The organism is Acidovorax sp. 106, assembly GCF_003663825.1.
Lineage (GTDB): Bacteria > Pseudomonadota > Gammaproteobacteria > Burkholderiales > Burkholderiaceae_C > Acidovorax.
The window spans coordinates 984,764-1,002,789 of sequence record NZ_RCCC01000001.1 but is presented as its reverse complement, the minus strand read 5'-3'; the positions used below and the strand labels follow the sequence as shown (position 1 = coordinate 1,002,789).

Here is an 18,026-nt window from a genome sequence, read left to right as displayed (position 1 = left end):
TTGGGCGCCATGAAAATCACTCTTTGCTGTACCGACACCAAGGCCGAGCCTTGGCTCCAGGGCCTGTCCGCCGCATTGCCTGGCGCTGATATTTCCGTGTGGCAACCCGGCGCCCCGCAGGCCGACTACGCCGTGGTCTGGGCGCCGCCCCAGCAGTTCATGGACGAGCAGTTGGGCCTCAAGGCCTTGTTCAACATCGGCGCGGGTGTGGATGCGCTGCTCAAGTTGCGCCTGCCGCCCGGCGCGCTGGTGGTGCGGCTCGATGATGCGGGCATGGCTGTGCAGATGGCCGAATACGTGAGCCACGCGGTCATCCGCCACTTTCGCGAGTTCGACGGCTACGAGGCCGACATGGCGGCGGGGCGCTGGGGCTACCGCAAGCCGCGCCTGCGCAGTGACTTTCCCATCGGCGTGATGGGCCTGGGCGTGCTGGGCGAGCGCGTGGCCAAGGCGTTGGCTCAGTTTGACTTTCCCGTCAATGGCTGGAGCCGCAGCCCCAAGGCCATCGATGGTGTGCGCGCCTTCACGGGTGCGGAGCAGTTCAACGACTTTCTGGCCGCCAGCCGTGTGCTGGTCAACCTGCTGCCCCTCACCCCCGAAACGACCAACGTCATCAACAAAGACACGTTGGGTCGCCTGTTGCCCGGCGCTTACGTGATCAATGTGGCGCGCGGCGCGCACCTGGTGGATGAAGACCTGATCGCCGCCATAGCCAGCGGCCACGTGGCGGGTGCCACGCTCGATGTGTTCCGCACCGAGCCCTTGCCCGCAGGCCATGCGTTCTGGTCGCATCCGCGCATCACCGTCACGCCGCACACCTCGGCGCGCACGCTGCGTGAGGAGAGCATTGCGCAGATCGCGCGCAAGATGGCGGCGCTAGAGCGGGGCGATCCGGTGGCGGGCGTGGTGAACCCCGCGCGCGGTTACTGAAGCCCCCGACGGTCGCAGTGGACCAGGTCAGTCCACCGTCACGCCCGCGTCACGCACCAGCTTGCCCAGGCGTTGTGCATCTGCCTTGATGAGCGCGCCAAAGTCCGCCGCTGAGCCTGCCACCACAGGTGTACCGATGGCTTCCCATTTGGCTCGGAAGGCGGGTTCCTTGAAGATGGCGTTGACCGTGGTGTTGAGCTTGTCGATGATGGGCTGTGGCGTGCCTGCGCGCACCGCAATGCCATGCCAGCCGGTGATCTGGTAGCCGGGCACACCAGCTTCGGCCAGGGTGGGCACGTTGGGCAGTACCTTGGCGCGTTCGCTCGACGTGACGGCCAGCGGGATTAGCTTGCCCGCCTGAATATGGGGCAGGGAGCTTCCCACGATGTCGAACATCACATTGACCTGGCCGCCGATCAGGTCGTTGAGTGCGGGGCCTGCACCCCGGTAGGGGATGTGCGCCAGCTTGACCCCTAGCGTGCTGTTGAACAGCTCGCCCGCCAGATGCTGGGGCGTGCCATTGCCCGCAGAGGCGTAGCTCAGCACCGGCTTGCCTGCTTTGGCCACGGCCAGAAATTCGGCCAGCGTTTTCACTCCGAGCGATGGATGTACTTCGAGCACCAGCGGAAAGGCGGACAGTTGCACCACCGGGGCCAGGTCGGTCAACGGGTTGAACGGCATGCTGCTGTACAGCGAAGCGTTCACCGCCATGGGGCCGCTGGCTGCCAGCAGCAGCGTGTGGCCGTCGGCAGGGGCTTGCTTGGCAACCTCGGCGCTGCCGGTGTTGCCGCCTGCGCCGCCCTTGTTGTCCACGATCACGGTCACGCCCAGCCGACTTTGCAGCTCAGGTTGCAGCATGCGCGCCATCAGATCGGTAGGGCCGCCGGGCGGGTAGGGCACCACGAAGCGGATGGTCTTGCTGGGCCAGGCGTTGGTCGCTGTTTGGGCAGTTGCTGCGCCTGCAATGCCCAGGGCCAGCGGCAAGGCGCAGGCGGCGTGCAACAGGGCGCGCCGGGTGGTGCGCAGTGAGGGTGAAGGTGTTGAGTGGGGCATGTCTGTCTCCTGGAGGATGAAAAACCCATCTGATGTGGGCTGATGGTGTTGGATAACGGTTCTCAGGCTGCGCCGAAGCGCTTTCGGATGTCGGCGGCAGTGGCCAGCGGGCGGCCCAGCGCCTGCGCGGCTTCCACCGCCTGGCGTACCAGTGCGGCGTTGTCAGGGGCTGTGCTGCCGTCCTTGCACAGCAGGTTGTTTTCAAACCCCACGCGGGCGTGGCCGCCAAACACGGCGGCGGCGGCCACGCAGGCGTTTTCTGCGGCACCGAAGGCGCACACGGCCCAGGGCTCATTACCCTCGTGGGCGTTCAGAAAAGGCAGTAGGTCGCGCGGGCTGGAGGTCTGCCCAGCGCTGTAGCGGCCCAGCACGAACAGCAGGAACCACGGTGCATCCGGCACCACGCCACTGGCGCGCAAGGCCTGCCAGCGGCGCAGGTCGGCCACGTCATACAGGATGACCTGCACCATGGTGCGGCGCTGGGCTAGGCCGGTGAAGAAGCGCTGCAGCCCCGCTTCGCCAATCTCGGGCTTGTCCACCTCACGCAGGCCGATGGACACGGCCTCGGGTTGCAGTGCTTCGACCATGGCGATCTGCACCGGGGCCTGGTAGACACCTGCGGCTTCGCTGGTGATCTGGATGACCATGGCATCGCCGACGGCCTGGCGTACCACGCGCTGGGCTTCTCGGTAGCCCTCCACATCGAGGCTGTGGCGGCCCTGCGCATCGCGGATGTGCATGTGCAGCATCGCGGCTCCGGCATGAAGGCAGGCCTTGGCCGTGGCGGCCAGCGTGGCGGGCGTGATGGGTACGGCCGGGTGGTCGGCGGGCTGCTTGTAGGCGCCGTTGGGCGCTACGGTCACGATTAGCGGGTCGGCCCACTGGTCTTGGGGGATGGGCGATGCACTCATGCGCGGGCTCCTGTGGCCGATGGGGTGTCAGCGTGTGGGGTATCGGTGGGGGGCTCGATGGTGGGCAACTCGCTGGCCAGCAGCGCCAGGCCCTGGCGCAGCAGAGTGTCGTAGCGCGCGCGTTCTGCCTGCTTGCGGTCTTCGGGCCAGTCGAAGAAGCCTTTGCCCGTCTTCATGCCGAGCTGGCCCTGGGCCACCTTGTCGCGCAGGGCTTGGGCGGGCACGTCGATGTTGGACAGCGTGGGGTACATGGTGGCTGCTGCGGCGGTGTGCACCTCGATGCCGGCATGGTCGCGCTGCAGCACCGGACCGGCAGCTAGAAAGCGGAAGCCGAAGCCAAAGCGCACGGCCGCGTCCACGTCCTCCGGTGAGGCAATGCCTTCGTCGATGAGGGCAAACGCCTCGCGAGATAGCGCATGCTGCATGCGGTTGGCCAGAAAGCCGGGCTTGTCCTTCTTGACCAGCACCGGCACGCTGCCGCAGCCGCGCATAAAGGCATGCAGCCAGGTGCCCAGTGCCGGGTCGCTGCGCTCGCCCAGCACCACCTCCACCAGCGGCACCAGGTGGGCGGGCATGAAGAAGTGCAGGCCCAGCATGCGCTGCGCCGTGGCCAGCCCCTGGGCAATGGCGCTGATGGGAAAACCCGAGCTGTTGCTGGCCAACACGGCCTGGGCGGGGGCCACGGCTTCTAACTCGGCAAACAGGTGTTGCTTGGCCGCCAGTTGCTCGGTGATGCATTCGACCACCAGCACCACGCCAGTCCAGTCCACCTCCTGCAGCGATGCGCACACCTGCACTGCGCCTGCGTGGGCGGCCTGGCCGGCAGCGGCCAGCTCCTGGGCAATGTGGGGCAGTAGCCGGTTGCGGCGGTCGGTGTGCGGGTCTACCACCGTGACGTGGGCTCCCCCGCGCGCCAGGACCACGGCCACATCGGCCCCCATGGTGCCTCCGCCCACCACCACGGTGCGTGCATTGCGAGGCGAACTTGTTTCCATCATGTCTCCTGTTTCTTGGATCGCTTACTTGTCTGCAGTGCAGTCTAGGTACCCAGCATTGCGCGGTCCAAACGTCTTTTTCGATAGACTGATCGGCCATGAAGATCAATTGGTCCGCTCGCGAGGTAGACGTTTTCCTGTCGCTGGCCGAAACGCTGAGCTTTCGGCGCACGGCCCTGCAGATGCACCTGTCGCAATCGGCGGTGTCAGGCACAGTGGCGCGTCTGGAAGAGATGCTGGACGTGCGCTTGTTTGAGCGCACCACGCGCACCGTGCAGCTCACGCTGGCGGGCGAGGTGTTTGCCGAGCAGGCGCGGTTTCTGCGCCACCAGATGGAAGAAACCGTACGCCGCGTGCAGGAGGTGGCGCAGCTGCAGGTGGGCCGCATTGCGCTGGCGGCGCTGCCGTCGCTGGCAGCCGGGGCGGTGCCACGCGCGTTTGCAAGGTTTGCCGCGCAGCACCCGGGCGTGCAGATGGAGCTGATCGACAGCCTGGCAGGCCCCGCGTTTGACATGGTGCGCGCCGGGCGGGTGGACTTTGCCCTCACCGCCGCCAACCCCGCCTATGCGGACCTGGACTACACCCCGCTGGTGTCCGACCGGTTTGTGCTGCTGATGCCGCGCACGCACGCCCTGGCCCGGGGGCGCGGTGCCGTGGCCTGGGCCGATGTGGCTGAGCTGCCCCACATCTCCATGCCCGCAGGCACCAGCGTGCGGCAGTACGCGCAAGAGGCTTTGCTGACGCACCGTATCCGCTTTGAACCCCGCTACGAGGTGGAGCACCTGGCCACCATTGCGGCCATGGTGGCGGCGGGGCTGGGTGTGAGCGCGCTGCCCGAGCTGGCTGCCCAGGTCGTGCGCAGGCCCGAGGTGGTCACGCGAGCGCTCAAGGCGCCCGTGCTGCACCGGCCCATCGGGTTGATCACGCTGCGCGGGCGGCCGCTTTCGCTGGCGGCACAGGCCATGGTGGCGCTGCTGCGGCAAGAGGTGGAGGGTGATGGCACCCGTACTGGCTGATGGCGCGTCCGGCGAATGGTCTGGCACGATATGAGGTGGCCCTGGGGAGGCGCTGGCGAGACAATGGCGGCATTCCTTGATCCCCATTTGGTAGCCCCATGAGCATTCCCTCCCGCGTCCACCTCATCGACGTTGGCCCCCGCGACGGCCTGCAGAACGAAAAGACCCCGGTGCCTGCCGCCGTGAAGATCGAGCTGGTGCACCGCCTTCAACAGGCGGGCCTGAAAGAGATCGAGGTCACGAGCTATGTGAGCCCCAAATGGGTGCCGCAGATGGCCGACAACCACGAGGTGATGAGCGGCATCGCGCGCCAGAGCGGCGTGGCGTACTCGGTGCTTACGCCCAACCTCAAGGGCTTTGACGCGGCGGTGTTGGACCTGCCCGACGAGATTGTCGTCTTCGGCTCCGCCAGCGAGGCCTTCAGCCAGCGCAACATCAACTGCAGCATTGCCGAGAGCATCGAGCGCTTTGCGCCCGTGGTGGCGGCGGCGCTGGCCGCAGGCATTCGTGTGCGCGGTGCCATGAGCTGCACCGTGGGCTGCCCGTACGAGGGCGATATTGCGCCTGAGCGCGTGACATACCTGGCAGGCCTGCTCAAAGGCATTGGCGTGCAGCGTGTGGATGTGGCCGACACCATTGGCGTGGGCACGCCGCGCAAGGTGCAGAAAGCGCTGGAGGCCACGCTGCAGCACTTCGATATCGATGGCGTTTCGGGCCACTTCCACGACACCTACGGCCAAGCGTTGTCCAACACGCTGGCGGCGCTGGAACTGGGCGTGTGGAACTTCCAGTCGTCCGTGGCTGGGCTGGGCGGCTGCCCCTATGCCAAGGGCGCCACGGGCAATGTGGCGACCGAAGACGTGGTGTACATGCTCCATGGCATGGGCGTTGAGACAGGGATTGACCTCGACCGCCTCATCGATGCGGGCGCGTACATTAGCGGCTTTCTGGACCGCAAGCCCCAGTCCCGCGTCGCGAACGCCCTGCTGGCCAAGCGCGCAGGCTGACGCCCTGGCAGGCGTGGCCCCGGCTGCCCGCCTGACAAGGGGCTCCCAAAGATGGATGAACCTATGTGTGGAAGTGAATTGATCCCCTTGCCCGATGGCGTGCAGCGCGTGGCTGCCGCCTTGCTCGAAAAAGGCCACCCGCATGCCCCGCGCATGCTCGACAACTCGGCCCGCACCGCGCAGGAAGCCGCCGATGCTTTGGGCATTGCCGTGGGACAGATTGCCAAGAGCATCATTTTTCGGCGCAAGAGCGACGACGTGGCCGTGCTGGTGGTTACCTCGGGCGACCGGCGAGTGGACGAAAAGAAGGTCGAAGCCCATGTGGGCAAAGTGGGCCGCGCCGACGCGGACTTCGTCAAATCGCGCACAGGGTTTTCGATTGGCGGAGTCTCGCCCGTGGCCCACGCCACGCCGCCCGTGACGCTGATTGACCAGGACCTGCTGCGCTTTGACGTGGTGTGGGCAGCGGCTGGCCACCCGCATGGCGTGTTTGCACTGCACCCGAGCGACCTGCATCGCCTGACGGGCGCGCCGGTGGTGGATGTGGTGCAGGCCGTGGCCCCAGTGGCCCCAGCGCATGCCCCAGCCCCAGGGAGTGCTGGTGCATGAGTACTACTGAATCCATAGCTGCTCGCGCTTTATTGATGAGCGATGCAGGCTATTTTGATGTGAACTCTGACGAGGTGGTGCCATCGCCGTGCATTTCGGTGTGCCGCCTGACGGACGACCGCACGCGCTGCGAAGGCTGCTTTCGCACGATTGACGAAATCCGCGCCTGGTCGGGCGCCGACAGTGCGCAGCGGCGTGCCATCTGGGTGACGCTGTTGCAGCGGGCTGGTGTGGCCCTGCCTGCGCCGTTGGTGCCGTAGTCGGTCACGCAGTGCGTTGCAGATCGGCCCGCCCATCCCGCTATCTGTTTGCCAACCCTTCGCTCAGGAGCCCGGCCCATGAAGCACATCACGTTTTATTTGGACTTTGTGTCGCCCTATGCCTGGCTGGCGTTCGAGCGCTTGCCTGATGCGCTGGAGGGCCTGAGCTACAGCGTGGCTTACCAGCCGGTGCTGCTGGGCGCCTTGTTGCAGCAGCACGGCAACCCCGGCCCGGCGGGCATTGCCCCCAAGCGCGACTGGACCTACCGCCATGTGACCTGGCTGGGCCACGCGCAGGGCACGCCACTGCAGATGCCTGCGCGCCACCCGTTCAACCCGCTGCCTTTGCTGCGGCAGGCGCTGGCTTGCAGTGACGACGGCCGCATCAACCGTTTTGTGGCGGGCACGGTGCTGCGCCATGTGTGGCAGGGCGGGCACGACGCGCTGGACGCTGAGCGGCTGAAGGTGCTGGCCGCGCAATTGAGCGAGCAGGTGCGCCCAGGGCAGGACCTGCACAGCGATGCCCCCAAGGCGCTGCTGCGCGCCAACACCGAGGCGGCGCAAGCCGCTGGCGTGTTTGGCGTGCCCGCGTTTGGGGTGGATGGCAAGGTGTTTTGGGGGCTCGACTGCTTGCCCATGCTGCGGGCCTATCTGGCGGGGGACGCCTGGTTTGACGGCTCGCAGTGGGATGCGGTGCAGCAGGTGCCATCCGGCCTGCCGACGCCCACCGAACGCAAGGCCTGAGTTTTTTGCTATTGAATGTATAGCTGCTTGCGCCTGTAGATAAAGCGCTGGAGGCCAATTTGTCTTGGGTCTTGGCAAGGTGCCTGCCCTGACCGTTGGGCCGTGCGATTGCAAGCCCCCAGCAAGCGCGCGGTGGTGCAATGGGCGCACTTGGTTGCACACCTTGGAGACAGCCCCGCATGCCCAACGCCTTTCCGTTTTCCTTGTCGCCTTTTGACTGCCTGGACCCGGACGAACAGCGCCAGGTGCGCGGCAGTGTGGACATCGCCTACTTTCCGCAGAATGCGGTGATCCTGGAGCCTGGGGCGACGCCGTTGCACCTGTTCGTCATCGTCAAAGGTTATGTGCAGCAGCTCGACGATGGCGATGTGGTGGCCACCCTGGGGCCGGACGATTGCTTTGACGGGCGCAGCCTGGTGGCCGGGCGCGTCAGCAGCCGGTTTGTGGCGGCGCAAGAGGTGGTGGCCTACCAGCTGGCGCGGCAGACGGTGATTGAGCTGATTGCCAGCAACGCCACGTTTGGCGCGCTGCTGTTTTCTGACCTGGGGCACAAGCTCAGTGTGCTGGCCGAGCGCCAGCAGCCGCGCGAGCTGCCGTCGCTGAGCCTGTCGCGCGTGGGCGAGGCCTTCTTGCGGCCAGTGCACAGCGTGGATGCGGCCACCGACATCCTGAGCGTGGTGCGCCTGATGCGCGAGCAGCGCACCTCCAGCGTGGTGGTGCTGGACGCGGCGGCGGGGCGCAAGGGGATTTTCAGCCGCACCTTGCTGCAGCAGGCCATTCTGGATGGGCGTCCCCTGCAGACCATGCCCGTGGGCGACTGGGCGAAGTACCCGCTGATCGAGATCCGCTCCGTGGAGCCGCTGGGCGACGCCATGGCCATCATGCTGCACCACCGCATCCACCGCCTGGTGGTGGAAGAGGGCGGGCAGATGCTGGGCGTGCTCGAAGCGCTGGATTTGCTGAGCTACCTCTCCAACCAGTCGCACATCGTCACGCTGCAAATCGAGCAGGCTCGCGACCTGGAGAGCCTGGGCAGCGCGGCGCTGCAGATCAGCAAGGTGATTGCGCTGCTGTTTCGCAGTGGCTCGCGGGTGGGCTTGATTGCGCGGCTGGTGCAGCAGCTCAATGCCCGGCTGTTTGAACGGGCCTGGCAGCTCATTGCACCGCCTGAGCTGGTGGCCAACAGCTGCCTGTTTGTGATGGGCAGCGAGGGGCGCGGTGAGCAGCTGCTCAAGACCGACCAGGACAACGGCCTGGTCCTGCGCGAGGGCTATGTACCACCGGCCGATCTGGCCGAGACTTGTGCGCGGTTTTCTGAGGCGCTGGGCCAGTTTGGCTACCCCCCGTGCCCCGGCGGCATCATGCTCAGCAACCCTGCCTGGCGCCGCTCGGTGCCCGATTTTGTGGCCATCCTGCGCCAATGGGTGTGGCAGCCCGATGGCGACAACCTCATGCACCTGGCCATCTTCATGGATGCCCACGCCGTGGCAGGTGACGCCAAGCTGCTGGCCCAGGTCAGCGACAGCCTGCACCAGTGCGCCACCGACAACGACGCCCTGCTGGGCCGGTTTGCCGCCGCCATCGACGCCTTTGGCTCGCATGGCGGGTGGCTGAGCAAGCTGTTCTCGTTGGGCGAATCGCCCGCGCCGCTGCACTTGAAGAAGGAGGGGTTCTTTCCCTTGGTGCATGGCGTGCGCAGCTTGGCCCTCGCGCACCAAGTGCGCGCCACCTCGACCACGGTGCGGGTGCAGGCGCTGGTGGGCCTGGGGGCCTTGTCGCCGGGCGAGGGGGAGGACCTGGTGGAGGCGCTGCACGTGTTCATGGCCCTCAAGCTCAAGACCGGGCTGGCCGAGCAGGCGCAGGCGCGGCCGGTGAGTGGCACGGTCGCGCTGCAGCAGCTCAGCAGCCTGGACCGCGATCTGCTCAAGGACGCACTGGGCGTGGTCAAGCGCTTTCAGCAGCTGCTGCGCACCCGCTTTCACCTGGGGGCGCTGTGATGGGCAGCGCGCTGACGGGCTGGGCGCGCCCAGGCGCCGATGGGCAGCGCCCGCAACTGGTGCCCGGCTGGGCGGCACTGCGCCGCCGCTGGCTGGCCCACCGCCTGCGCGGCGCCCGCTTTCAGCCACTGCTGCAGCCGCCGCCTGCGAATGAGTGGGTGGCGCTGGACTGCGAAGCCACGGGCCTGGACGTCCGCAGCGACGAGATCGTCTCCATCGGCGCCGTGCGCATTGTGGGTGACCGCATCCTGACCAGCGAGCGGCTGGAACTGCTGGTGCGGCCCGAGCGCGCCGTCTCTGCACACAGCGTGCGCATCCACCGCCTGCGCACGCAAGATCTCGCCGACGGCCTGCCGCTGCGCGAAGCGATTGAGCAGCTGCTGGCCTTTATCGGCAGCCGCCCGCTCGTTGGGTACTACCTGGAGTTTGACGTGGCCATGCTCAACCGGGCCGTGCGCCCTTTGTTGGGCATTGCCCTGCCGCAGCCGTGCATCGAGGTGTCGGCGATGTACTACGACTACAAGTTCCACCAGTTGCCCCCCTACCAGCAGCACGCCAATGCGGACATCGACCTGCGCTTGAGCACCTTGATGCGCGACTTGGAGCTGCCTGAGCGCGATGCGCACGATGCCCTCAACGACGCGGTGATGGCGGCGCTGGCTTTCATCAAGTTAAAGCATTTGCGCTCTTCCTGAGGGCGGCTAGGGATGTCCTGCATCACCGTCGCGAGGCCGCACTATCAACAGACCGCAGGCAGTGATGCAGGACATCCCTAGGGTTTGAAAACGGTGGCGCGTCGTGAAAAACGTTGCAGAATTTTGACGGAGGCGTTTCAAAGTGTTGCGTAAATGCATAAATCAATGCGTTGGTGGCGATTTGCCGGCAGTACGGGAGGGTGTAACACCTAAAATTTCGCAAGTTGTAGCTGCAGCTCGGGCGGAGACCCCGCACAAGCTGAGATGCCACTCCTCCTGATGGACTAAAAGCAAACAAGGAAACCTCATGCAAAAGACGAATCGTTTGGCACTGGCTGTGCTGGCTCTCCTGGGCACCACCACCGCTGCTTTCGCTCAAAGCAGCGTTACGCTGTATGGCCGTGTGAACACCACGGTGGAACGCCAAGAAGTGGGCAATGTCAAGACCACTGGCCTGTTCAACAACTCCTCGCGTTTCGGCTTCAAGGGTTCTGAAGACCTGGGTGGCGGCCTGAAGGCTGGCTTCCAACTGGAAAGCGGCTTCAACTCTGACACTGGCGCTTCCGCTACCACTTTCTTCGGCCGTCAAAGCGAAGTGAACCTGTCCGGCGGTTTCGGTGCCGTGCGTCTGGGCCGTTTCACTGCTGAGTCCTACTACGCTACTGCTGACTACGTCAGCATGCACAACCATGACACCGGTTCGTCGTCCGACGCGTTCTACGCCTACGTGATGCCCGATGCCAACAAGATCGCTTACCGCACTCCTACTTTCGGCGGCCTGACTGTTGACGCAGCTGTTGCTCTGCACGAACAACCTACCGGCCGTGCCGGCAAGAACGCCTTTGACCTGGCTGCCAACTACAACCTGGGTGCTCTGGCCCTGGGCGCTGGCTACTCCAAGCAAGGCGACGTGAACCAATTCGCAGCCCGCGCTCTGTACACCTTCGGTGCTTTCACCGTTGGCGGTTACGTTCAGCGTGACGAAGACGCTTACGTTCTGAACGGCGGCAAGCGCAACACCTTCCGTCTGGCCGGTGCTTACAACCTGGGCGCTTCCGAGTTCCACGTGAACGTCGGCCGTGCTGGTGAGTACAAGAACCTGAACGACAGCGACGCTACCCAATACACTCTGGGCTACAACTACAACCTGAGCAAGCGCACCAAGGTGTACGGTTACTACACCCACGTGAACAACAGCCGCAACGCCAACTACCAATCTGGCGTGGCTGGTGCTGACTTCAGCTCCGTGGCCGTTGGTATTCGCCACAACTTCTAATTGGGTTTCAATGCTGGCAGCTTAGGCTGCCAGTCTTGGCTTGATAGAGAAAAAGCCTCGCCTCCTTTGGGAGGCGAGGCTTTTTGCTTTGCGGCCTGGCAATGGTGGTGATAGCGGGTGGCAGGACGGACCGCTGGGTTGGTTATCTTGCCCATCCCAGCCAATCTGCTGTGCTGTTTGCAGTGTTCTGCTGAGTTTTCCGGAGTACGGAGGGTTTTGGACTTGATGGCGTGGATGTGCGGGGTGAGCATCCACTCCAGTGAGTTCTGGCCATAGCCATCTCTTGCCGGAATATCTGCTTCAGCCGTCTCTGAAGGTGCCGAACTGTTGGGGCCTGAGGTGTCTGCTGGCCTTTGCCAAGGGCTTTGACAGGTGCAGCCATGCCAAACACTACGGGGGGCTTGGTGTGGAGACCGTCCTCGTCTGCGGACTGGCTTCAGAGGGAATTTTGGGAGATGAGGGCTGGCACTGTGGGTGGTGCCGTATGCCCCTGTACGTTGGCAGGGGGCTTTGGGCGGGCTGTTGCAGCCCTTGATGGGTGAGTTTTGCGAGAGCTTGGCGGCGGCTACTTTGCAGCGCCTGAAGTACCGCCAGGCTAGGAGTCTGTCGGACTGGGAGCGTCGAAAGCGAAAATTGGCCTCAGCGAGGATAGTTTTTGCCGACTTTTTGCCCCATAGCTGAGCTATGGGGCAAAAAGACGGTGAAAAATGCACCGCTGCGGCCGATTTGCAGCCGACGATTTCCAAGTCCGACAGGCTCCTAGGTAATCGTTCAGTGGCCCGATGCGCCGGAGGCGCCCAGACCGGTTTCCGAGCGCACTTGTTGCGCAGGGTAGGCGGCTCGTTCGCGCTGGGCGTTCGCACTGCGGTCAAGCAGCGAGAAGATCCAGATGCCCGCGAAACCAATGGCCATGGAGAACAAAGCGGGCGAGGTGTAAGGGAACAGTGCGCTGCCTTTGGGGTTGCCCAGCACCGCTTCCCACACAGAGGGTGACACCACCGTGAGGCCCACGGAGGAGACCAACCCCATGAAGCCGCCGATCACAGCGCCCCTGGTCGTGCAGTCCTTCCACAGCACGCTCATGAAGAGCACTGGGAAGTTGGCCGATGCGGCAATGGCAAAGGCCAAAGACACCATGAACGCGATGTTCTGCTTTTCGAACACGATGCCCAGCACCACGGCCACAAGGCCGAGAGCCAGCGTGGTGATGCGGGATACACGCAGCTCGGCGGCACTATCTGCCTTGCCTTTCTTGAACACCGTGGCGTACAAATCGTGCGACACCGCAGAGGCGCCCGACAGCGTCAACCCTGCCACCACCGCCAGGATGGTGGCGAAGGCCACGGCAGAGATGAAGCCGTAGAAAACGTCGCCACCCACTGACTTGGCCACCAGCACGGCGGCCATGTTGGCGGTGCCTGCGCCGCCTTTGATGACGCCCGTGACGGTGTCTGCAAACTCTGGGTTGGTGAGCACCAGTGTGATGGCGCCGAAGCCGATGATGAAGATCAGCACATAGAAGTAGCCGATCCAGGTGGTGGCCCAGAACACGCTTTTGCGGGCTTCCTTCGCATCAGGCACCGTAAAGAAGCGCATCAGAATGTGGGGCAGGCCGGCCGTGCCGAACATCAGTGCCATGCCGAAGCTGATCGCGGAGATGGGGTCTTTGATAAACCCACCGGGGCCCATGATCGCCAGGCCGATCTTGGCCGCTTCCTCGGCAGGCTTGCCAGAGTTGGTGGCAATCGCGGTCTTCACCGCAACGCCCTTGGCAAACAGGGCTTCGGGGCTGAAGCCAAACTGCGCCATGACCATGAAGGCCATGAAGGTCACCCCGGCCAGCAACAGGCAGGCCTTGATGATCTGCACCCAGGTGGTGGCTGTCATGCCGCCAAAGAGCACATACACCATCATCAGTCCGCCCACCAGCACCACAGCAATCCAGTAGTCCAGGCCAAACAGCAGCTTGATCAGTTGGCCTGCGCCCACCATTTGGGCGATCAGGTAAAACGCCACAACCACCAGCGTGCCGCTGGCGGCAAACGCACGGATGGGGGTTTGCTGAAAGCGATAGCCCGCCACGTCGGCAAAGGTGAACTTGCCCAGGTTGCGCAGCCGCTCGGCCATCAGGAAGGTGATGACGGGCCAGCCCACCAGAAAGCCGATCGAGTAGATCAGGCCGTCATAGCCCGACGCCATCACCGCCGCAGAGATGCCCAGGAACGAAGCGGCCGACATGTAGTCGCCTGCAATGGCCAGGCCATTTTGGAAGCCGGTGATGCCGCCGCCGCCGGTGTAGAAGTCAGCCGCCGAGCGGGTTTTGGCCGCAGCCCATTTGGTAATCCAGAGCGTGCCCGCCACGAACAGGCCGAACATGACGATGGCTGTCCAGTTGGTGGACTGCTTGGCCGCTTCACCGACATCTCCACCGGCCGCAAGGGCCATAGGGACGAAGGCCAGCGCGGCGAGGGCTGCCGCAGTGGCCGCGAAGTTTTGCGTTTTCATCGTGCGGCGTCCTTGAGGATGGCTTGGGTCAATGCGTCATAGCGCCCATTGGCGCGGCGCACGTAGATGCCGGTGATGACGATGGTGAACACGATGACGCCAAAGCCCAGCGGGACCCCCAGCGTGGTGACACCGTTACCGATGGGCTGCGCGAGGAAGGGCTTGTTGAAGGCGATCAGTGCGATGTACCCGTAATAAACGAAAAGCATCAATGCGGTGAGCAGCCAGCCAAAGCGGTTGCGCTCGCGCTTGAGTTCCAGGTACTTTGGGTGGCTTTGAATTCTTTCTGCCACGGGGTCGGTCATGTTCATCTCCATAGGTTTCGGGATCTTCTGCAGCGCCATGCGAATGCCGCTACATACCGAGAACGATTCTGGAAACGGGGACTGACCCTCCACTTACGCAGCCTGTGTGCGGGCCTAGGGGTTTGTCCTTGGCAGGGTTGACCCGTAGGTGTGGGGTCCGGATTTACCCGAACGCCTTGCGTCGCCCATTGGACAGAGTCCGGCGTTTTCACTCGAAAAAACGCCGATTTCTCGCATGAAGAAAAACGCCATAAGGGTTGGTACTGATCCTGGCTTCTTGCGCCGGAGAATTGCTTTTTGGGGCGGAAACAGGTGTGTGACTTTGTCAGTTTTCGGTCAGATAACGGCTTGATATTGCGCCTCACGGGGCGGCGAGGCTGTTTGGTGTATCGCCTTTTTCGCATCCGAAAAAACCCATACAGGAGACACACACCATGGCAACAACCCATCCCGCACCGCGGCCGATGTCGCCCGAAGAGAGGAAGGTCATCTTCGCGTCGTCACTCGGTACCGTCTTTGAGTGGTACGACTTTTATCTATACGGCTCGCTGGCCGCCATCATTGCCAAGCAGTTCTTCAGCGGGCTGGATGCAGGCTCTGCCTTCATCTTCGCTTTGCTGGCGTTTGCTGCGGGCTTCATCGTCCGTCCCTTTGGCGCCATTTTCTTTGGCCGCTTGGGTGACATGATTGGCCGCAAGTACACGTTCCTGGTCACCATCTTGATCATGGGTCTGTCCACGTTCATCGTGGGTATCTTGCCCACGTATGCGTCGATTGGCGTGGCCGCTCCGGTCATCCTGATCATCTTGCGCTTGCTGCAAGGTTTGGCGCTGGGTGGTGAGTACGGCGGGGCTGCCACCTATGTGGCGGAGCACGCTCCGCACGGCAAACGTGGTGCCTACACGGCGTGGATTCAGACCACCGCCACGCTGGGCCTGTTCCTGTCACTGATGGTGATTCTGGGCACCCGCACCGTTCTGGGCGAAGAAGCCTTTGGTGACTGGGGCTGGCGCATTCCCTTCATCGTGTCGATCCTGCTTTTGGCCATCTCTGTGTGGATTCGCCTGTCGATGAACGAATCGCCTGCCTTCCAGAAGATGAAGGCTGAAGGCAAGACTTCCAAGGCCCCGCTGACCGAGTCCTTCGGCCAGTGGAAGAACCTGAAGATCGTGATCTTGGCACTGGTAGGCCTGACGGCAGGCCAGGCTGTGGTCTGGTACTCGGGCCAGTTCTATGCGCTGTTCTTCCTGACGCAAGCGCTGAAGGTCGATGGCGCCACTGCCAACATCTTTGTGGCCGTGTCGCTGCTGATTGGCACGCCATTCTTCATCGTCTTCGGTTCGCTGTCGGACAAGATTGGCCGCAAGCCCATCATCTTGGCAGGCTGCCTGCTGGCAGCGTTGACGTATTTCCCCGTGTTCGGTGCATTGACCAAGGCGGCCAACCCTGCCCTTGCTGAAGCCCAGGCGAAGAACCAGGTGATCGTGACCGCTGATCCCAAGGAGTGCTCATTCCAGTTCAACCCCACCGGCACCTCCAAGTTCACCAGCTCGTGCGACATCGCCAAGCAGGTGTTGGCTGGCGCTTCGGTGAGCTACGAGAACGCCGTGGGCGCCGCTGGCACCCCTGCTTCCATCAAGATCGGTGAAACCGTCATCGCCTCGTACTCCAGCAAGGGCCTGCCAGCTGATGAAGCCAAGAAGAAGGACGGCGAGTTCAAGAAGGCCGTGGCCGATGCGCTGAAGGCTGCGGGCTACCCCACCAAGGCCGACCCTGCACGTATTGACAAGGTCATGGTGGTGGTCATCCTGACCTACTTGGTCCTGCTGGTGACCATGGTGTACGGCCCTATCGCCGCCATGCTGGTGGAAATGTTCCCGACCCGCATCCGCTACACGTCGATGTCCCTGCCTTACCACATTGGTAACGGCTGGTTCGGTGGCCTGCTGCCCACCACGGCGTTTGCCATCGTGGCCCAGACGGGCAACATGTACAACGGCCTGTGGTACCCCATCATCATCGCGGGCGCCACGGTGGTCATTGGTGGCTTGTTCATCAAGGAAACCAAGGACGTGGACATCTACGCCAACGACTGAGCCATGCGCTGATGTGCTCAGTACAGGGCCTGCTGCACGCAGGCCCTGTGTTGAATCAAGAGGCTTTGGGTGTCCGTGCCACCGATCTGTGTGGTCGTGCGCCGCCCGAGGCCTCTTCGTTGAACAACCCCATCTCAGGAGATATGTATGTGGAAGATTGCCGTTGGTTTTGCTCTGTTTGCGGCGCTGTCGATTTTTGTGATCATCAAGGCCGGGGACAAGGCTGACATGGGCGGTGAAAAGCACGGGGCTGATGCCGTTCACGTTCCCGAGCCCGCTGCAGCCGCCAGCACCCCCGCCCCGGCTGCCAGTGCGCCTTGATGCAACCAGGTAGGGCAGTCTGCGCTGCTCGCATCACTCGGATCACCCAATAAAAAGGCCCGCGTCCTTGACGGATGCGGGCCTTTTTATTGCGCAGTGCGCCATGCCCTAGCGTGGCATTCCGCCTGGGCTGTGTCAGCGTTTGAATTTGCCGTCGGCACCAATGATGGCCAGGTCCGCAAAATCCAGCCCTGAATGGTCGGTGGCGCTGTAAGACAGCTCCAGCCCGCCCAGGTCCAGCTTTTTGATGCTCTCCAGCCCTGCCTGCAGCTTGGCCCGGTCGGGCTTGGGGCCTGCGCGCTTGATGCCTTCGACCATCACCTTGGCGCTGACAAAGCCCTCCAGCATGGCCGGGGTGAGGTCCGCAATGTTCTTGGCTTTGGCCAAGTCCATGGCTTCCTTGACCAGCGGGTAGTTGAGTGAACGCTCTGACGGCAGCACCTGGGTGACCACGACCCCCCTTGCGCTGTCGCCCAGCGCCTTGATAAAGCCGCCTGAGGCGTTGTTGGACAAGGTCACGATCTGCCCGGTAACGCCCGCGCTGCGCAGTGCCTTGATGCCATCGACCACAGCCGCCCCAGTGCCCACAAACACCACAGCTTGGGGCTGCTTTTGCGCGACGCGTGGTGCCATTGCCGCAAAGTCCGGTTTGGTGCGGTCAAACTTCTCCACAAACAAGGCTTCCAGCTGGTTGGCTTTGAAGCCCGACATGGCGCCCGCGAGGGCGTCTGAGCCGAAGGTGTCGTCCACGTGGACCACGCCGATGCGCTTGATGCCCAAGGTGTTCAGGTGGGAGATGGCCTTTTCCACCTCGTGCTGGTAGGGCGCACGCACGTTGAACACGTATTTGTGCACGGGCTTGTGCAGGGCAATGGCCCCCGTCGATGGGCCAATCAAGGGCACACCATGCTGCTCCAGCAGGGGCAAGATGCCCTGCGTGTGAGGCGTGCCCCGGGTCATGAACAGGCCCAGCACACCCTTTTGCTCGATGAGTATGCGTGCGTTGTCCAGCGTCAGCTTGGTGTCGAATTTGTCGTCCAGCGTCAGCAACTCAATCTTCTGCCCGCCCACGCCACCCTTGGCGTTGACATGGTCCAGGTACAGCGAGGCACCTTGGGACGCCTCTTGCACGGTGGCGGCTGCCGAGCCGGTGACACCCACCGTCTGCCCGATCAGAATTTGGGCGTGGCAACTGCTCCACGCCAGCAGCGCCAGCGCTAAGCTGGCGCGCAACCACGGATGAGATGGCTTCATGGGGTAGGTCTCCTTTGCTTTGCCTGCGGGTGTCCGCAGTGTATTTACAAAT

The 18,026-nt window shown here is 63.7% G+C and carries 17 protein-coding genes; 11 read left to right on the top strand and 6 right to left on the bottom strand.

The features are described from left to right. The first annotated feature begins 9 nt into the window (after positions 1-9). On the top strand, positions 10-930 hold the full coding sequence (locus C8C98_RS04425) for a glyoxylate/hydroxypyruvate reductase A (protein ID WP_121453296.1): 921 nt from the start codon (positions 10-12) through the stop codon (positions 928-930). 27 nt (positions 931-957) lie between these two features. Here C8C98_RS04425 and C8C98_RS04420 read toward each other — a convergent pair whose 3' ends face one another. From C8C98_RS04420 to C8C98_RS04410, 3 genes are all read right to left on the bottom strand, one after another. Further along, complete coding sequence (locus C8C98_RS04420) at positions 958-1,983, bottom strand: tripartite tricarboxylate transporter substrate binding protein (protein WP_121453295.1); 1,026 nt, start codon at positions 1,981-1,983, stop codon at positions 958-960. Between the two features lie 62 nt (positions 1,984-2,045). Next, positions 2,046-2,894: a 3-keto-5-aminohexanoate cleavage protein gene (locus C8C98_RS04415; protein ID WP_121453294.1), complete on the bottom strand. Its 849-nt coding sequence runs from the start codon at positions 2,892-2,894 to the stop codon at positions 2,046-2,048. Continuing rightward, positions 2,891-3,889: a 3-hydroxyacyl-CoA dehydrogenase family protein gene (locus C8C98_RS04410; protein WP_121456019.1), complete on the bottom strand. Its 999-nt coding sequence runs from the start codon at positions 3,887-3,889 to the stop codon at positions 2,891-2,893. Before C8C98_RS04410 ends, C8C98_RS04415 begins: the two co-directional genes overlap by 4 nt. 98 nt (positions 3,890-3,987) lie before the next feature. Between C8C98_RS04410 and C8C98_RS04405 the strand changes: the two genes are divergently transcribed. The 8 genes from C8C98_RS04405 to C8C98_RS04370 all read left to right on the top strand — a co-directional run bounded on the left by C8C98_RS04405 (position 3,988) and on the right by C8C98_RS04370 (position 11,493). Next, on the top strand, positions 3,988-4,905 hold the full coding sequence (locus C8C98_RS04405) for a LysR family transcriptional regulator (protein WP_121453293.1): 918 nt from the start codon (positions 3,988-3,990) through the stop codon (positions 4,903-4,905). 98 nt (positions 4,906-5,003) lie between these two features. Further along, positions 5,004-5,912 (top strand): hydroxymethylglutaryl-CoA lyase, encoded by a 909-nt coding sequence (locus C8C98_RS04400; protein WP_121453292.1) that lies wholly within the window; start codon positions 5,004-5,006, stop codon positions 5,910-5,912. Positions 5,913-5,975: 63 nt separating this feature from the next. After that, complete coding sequence (locus tag C8C98_RS04395) at positions 5,976-6,521, top strand: YbaK/EbsC family protein (RefSeq protein WP_121453291.1); 546 nt, start codon at positions 5,976-5,978, stop codon at positions 6,519-6,521. Further along, complete coding sequence (locus tag C8C98_RS04390) at positions 6,518-6,781, top strand: DUF1289 domain-containing protein (protein ID WP_121453290.1); 264 nt, start codon at positions 6,518-6,520, stop codon at positions 6,779-6,781. The genes C8C98_RS04395 and C8C98_RS04390 overlap by 4 nt, the downstream gene beginning before the upstream one ends. A 78-nt stretch (positions 6,782-6,859) precedes the next feature. Next, a complete protein-coding gene (locus C8C98_RS04385; protein ID WP_121453289.1) occupies positions 6,860-7,525 on the top strand; it encodes a 2-hydroxychromene-2-carboxylate isomerase in 666 nt (221 codons plus the stop codon). A 179-nt stretch (positions 7,526-7,704) separates the two neighbouring features. Continuing rightward, positions 7,705-9,522 (top strand): DUF294 nucleotidyltransferase-like domain-containing protein, encoded by a 1,818-nt coding sequence (locus C8C98_RS04380; protein ID WP_121453288.1) that lies wholly within the window; start codon positions 7,705-7,707, stop codon positions 9,520-9,522. Beyond that, positions 9,522-10,217 (top strand): 3'-5' exonuclease, encoded by a 696-nt coding sequence (locus tag C8C98_RS04375; RefSeq protein WP_121453287.1) that lies wholly within the window; start codon positions 9,522-9,524, stop codon positions 10,215-10,217. Before C8C98_RS04380 ends, C8C98_RS04375 begins: the two co-directional genes overlap by 1 nt. Positions 10,218-10,524: 307 nt before the next feature. Further along, complete coding sequence (locus C8C98_RS04370; protein ID WP_121453286.1) at positions 10,525-11,493, top strand: porin; 969 nt, start codon at positions 10,525-10,527, stop codon at positions 11,491-11,493. Between the two features lie 771 nt (positions 11,494-12,264). Here the strand turns inward: C8C98_RS04370 and C8C98_RS04365 are convergent. Further along, the gene (locus C8C98_RS04365) at positions 12,265-13,998 is read right to left on the bottom strand and encodes a cation acetate symporter (RefSeq protein ID WP_121453285.1); all 1,734 of its coding nucleotides are present in this window, start codon (positions 13,996-13,998) and stop codon (positions 12,265-12,267) included. Then, positions 13,995-14,303 (bottom strand): DUF485 domain-containing protein, encoded by a 309-nt coding sequence (locus C8C98_RS04360; RefSeq protein ID WP_099658808.1) that lies wholly within the window; start codon positions 14,301-14,303, stop codon positions 13,995-13,997. The genes C8C98_RS04365 and C8C98_RS04360 overlap by 4 nt, the downstream gene beginning before the upstream one ends. A gap of 434 nt (positions 14,304-14,737) precedes the next feature. Between C8C98_RS04360 and C8C98_RS04355 the strand changes: the two genes are divergently transcribed. After that, a complete protein-coding gene (locus C8C98_RS04355) occupies positions 14,738-16,399 on the top strand; it encodes an MFS transporter (RefSeq protein ID WP_121453284.1) in 1,662 nt (553 codons plus the stop codon). Between the two features lie 147 nt (positions 16,400-16,546). After that, the gene (locus C8C98_RS21845) at positions 16,547-16,720 is read left to right on the top strand and encodes a hypothetical protein (protein WP_199726546.1); all 174 of its coding nucleotides are present in this window, start codon (positions 16,547-16,549) and stop codon (positions 16,718-16,720) included. 135 nt (positions 16,721-16,855) lie between these two features. Here the strand turns inward: C8C98_RS21845 and C8C98_RS04350 are convergent, their stop codons facing one another. Next, a complete protein-coding gene (locus C8C98_RS04350; protein ID WP_121453283.1) occupies positions 16,856-17,974 on the bottom strand; it encodes an ABC transporter substrate-binding protein in 1,119 nt (372 codons plus the stop codon). Positions 17,975-18,026: the final 52 nt, after the last annotated feature.

What these genes read in the sequence shown, in the direction of transcription:
- C8C98_RS04380 (WP_121453288.1), top strand. Translation starts at nt 7,705, where the DNA reads ATGCCCAACGCCTTTCCGTTTTCCTTGTCGCCTTTTGACTGCCTGGAC.
- C8C98_RS04410 (WP_121456019.1), bottom strand. Translation starts at nt 3,889, where the DNA reads ATGGAAACAAGTTCGCCTCGCAATGCACGCACCGTGGTGGTGGGCGGA.
- C8C98_RS04420 (WP_121453295.1), bottom strand. Translation starts at nt 1,983, where the DNA reads ATGCCCCACTCAACACCTTCACCCTCACTGCGCACCACCCGGCGCGCC.
- C8C98_RS04355 (WP_121453284.1), top strand. Translation starts at nt 14,738, where the DNA reads ATGGCAACAACCCATCCCGCACCGCGGCCGATGTCGCCCGAAGAGAGG.
- C8C98_RS21845 (WP_199726546.1), top strand. Translation starts at nt 16,547, where the DNA reads ATGTGGAAGATTGCCGTTGGTTTTGCTCTGTTTGCGGCGCTGTCGATT.
- C8C98_RS04350 (WP_121453283.1), bottom strand. Translation starts at nt 17,974, where the DNA reads ATGAAGCCATCTCATCCGTGGTTGCGCGCCAGCTTAGCGCTGGCGCTG.
- C8C98_RS04405 (WP_121453293.1), top strand. Translation starts at nt 3,988, where the DNA reads ATGAAGATCAATTGGTCCGCTCGCGAGGTAGACGTTTTCCTGTCGCTG.
- C8C98_RS04360 (WP_099658808.1), bottom strand. Translation starts at nt 14,303, where the DNA reads ATGACCGACCCCGTGGCAGAAAGAATTCAAAGCCACCCAAAGTACCTG.
- C8C98_RS04395 (WP_121453291.1), top strand. Translation starts at nt 5,976, where the DNA reads ATGTGTGGAAGTGAATTGATCCCCTTGCCCGATGGCGTGCAGCGCGTG.
- C8C98_RS04370 (WP_121453286.1), top strand. Translation starts at nt 10,525, where the DNA reads ATGCAAAAGACGAATCGTTTGGCACTGGCTGTGCTGGCTCTCCTGGGC.
- C8C98_RS04390 (WP_121453290.1), top strand. Translation starts at nt 6,518, where the DNA reads ATGAGTACTACTGAATCCATAGCTGCTCGCGCTTTATTGATGAGCGAT.
- C8C98_RS04365 (WP_121453285.1), bottom strand. Translation starts at nt 13,998, where the DNA reads ATGAAAACGCAAAACTTCGCGGCCACTGCGGCAGCCCTCGCCGCGCTG.
- C8C98_RS04400 (WP_121453292.1), top strand. Translation starts at nt 5,004, where the DNA reads ATGAGCATTCCCTCCCGCGTCCACCTCATCGACGTTGGCCCCCGCGAC.
- C8C98_RS04385 (WP_121453289.1), top strand. Translation starts at nt 6,860, where the DNA reads ATGAAGCACATCACGTTTTATTTGGACTTTGTGTCGCCCTATGCCTGG.
- C8C98_RS04415 (WP_121453294.1), bottom strand. Translation starts at nt 2,894, where the DNA reads ATGAGTGCATCGCCCATCCCCCAAGACCAGTGGGCCGACCCGCTAATC.
- C8C98_RS04425 (WP_121453296.1), top strand. Translation starts at nt 10, where the DNA reads ATGAAAATCACTCTTTGCTGTACCGACACCAAGGCCGAGCCTTGGCTC.
- C8C98_RS04375 (WP_121453287.1), top strand. Translation starts at nt 9,522, where the DNA reads ATGGGCAGCGCGCTGACGGGCTGGGCGCGCCCAGGCGCCGATGGGCAG.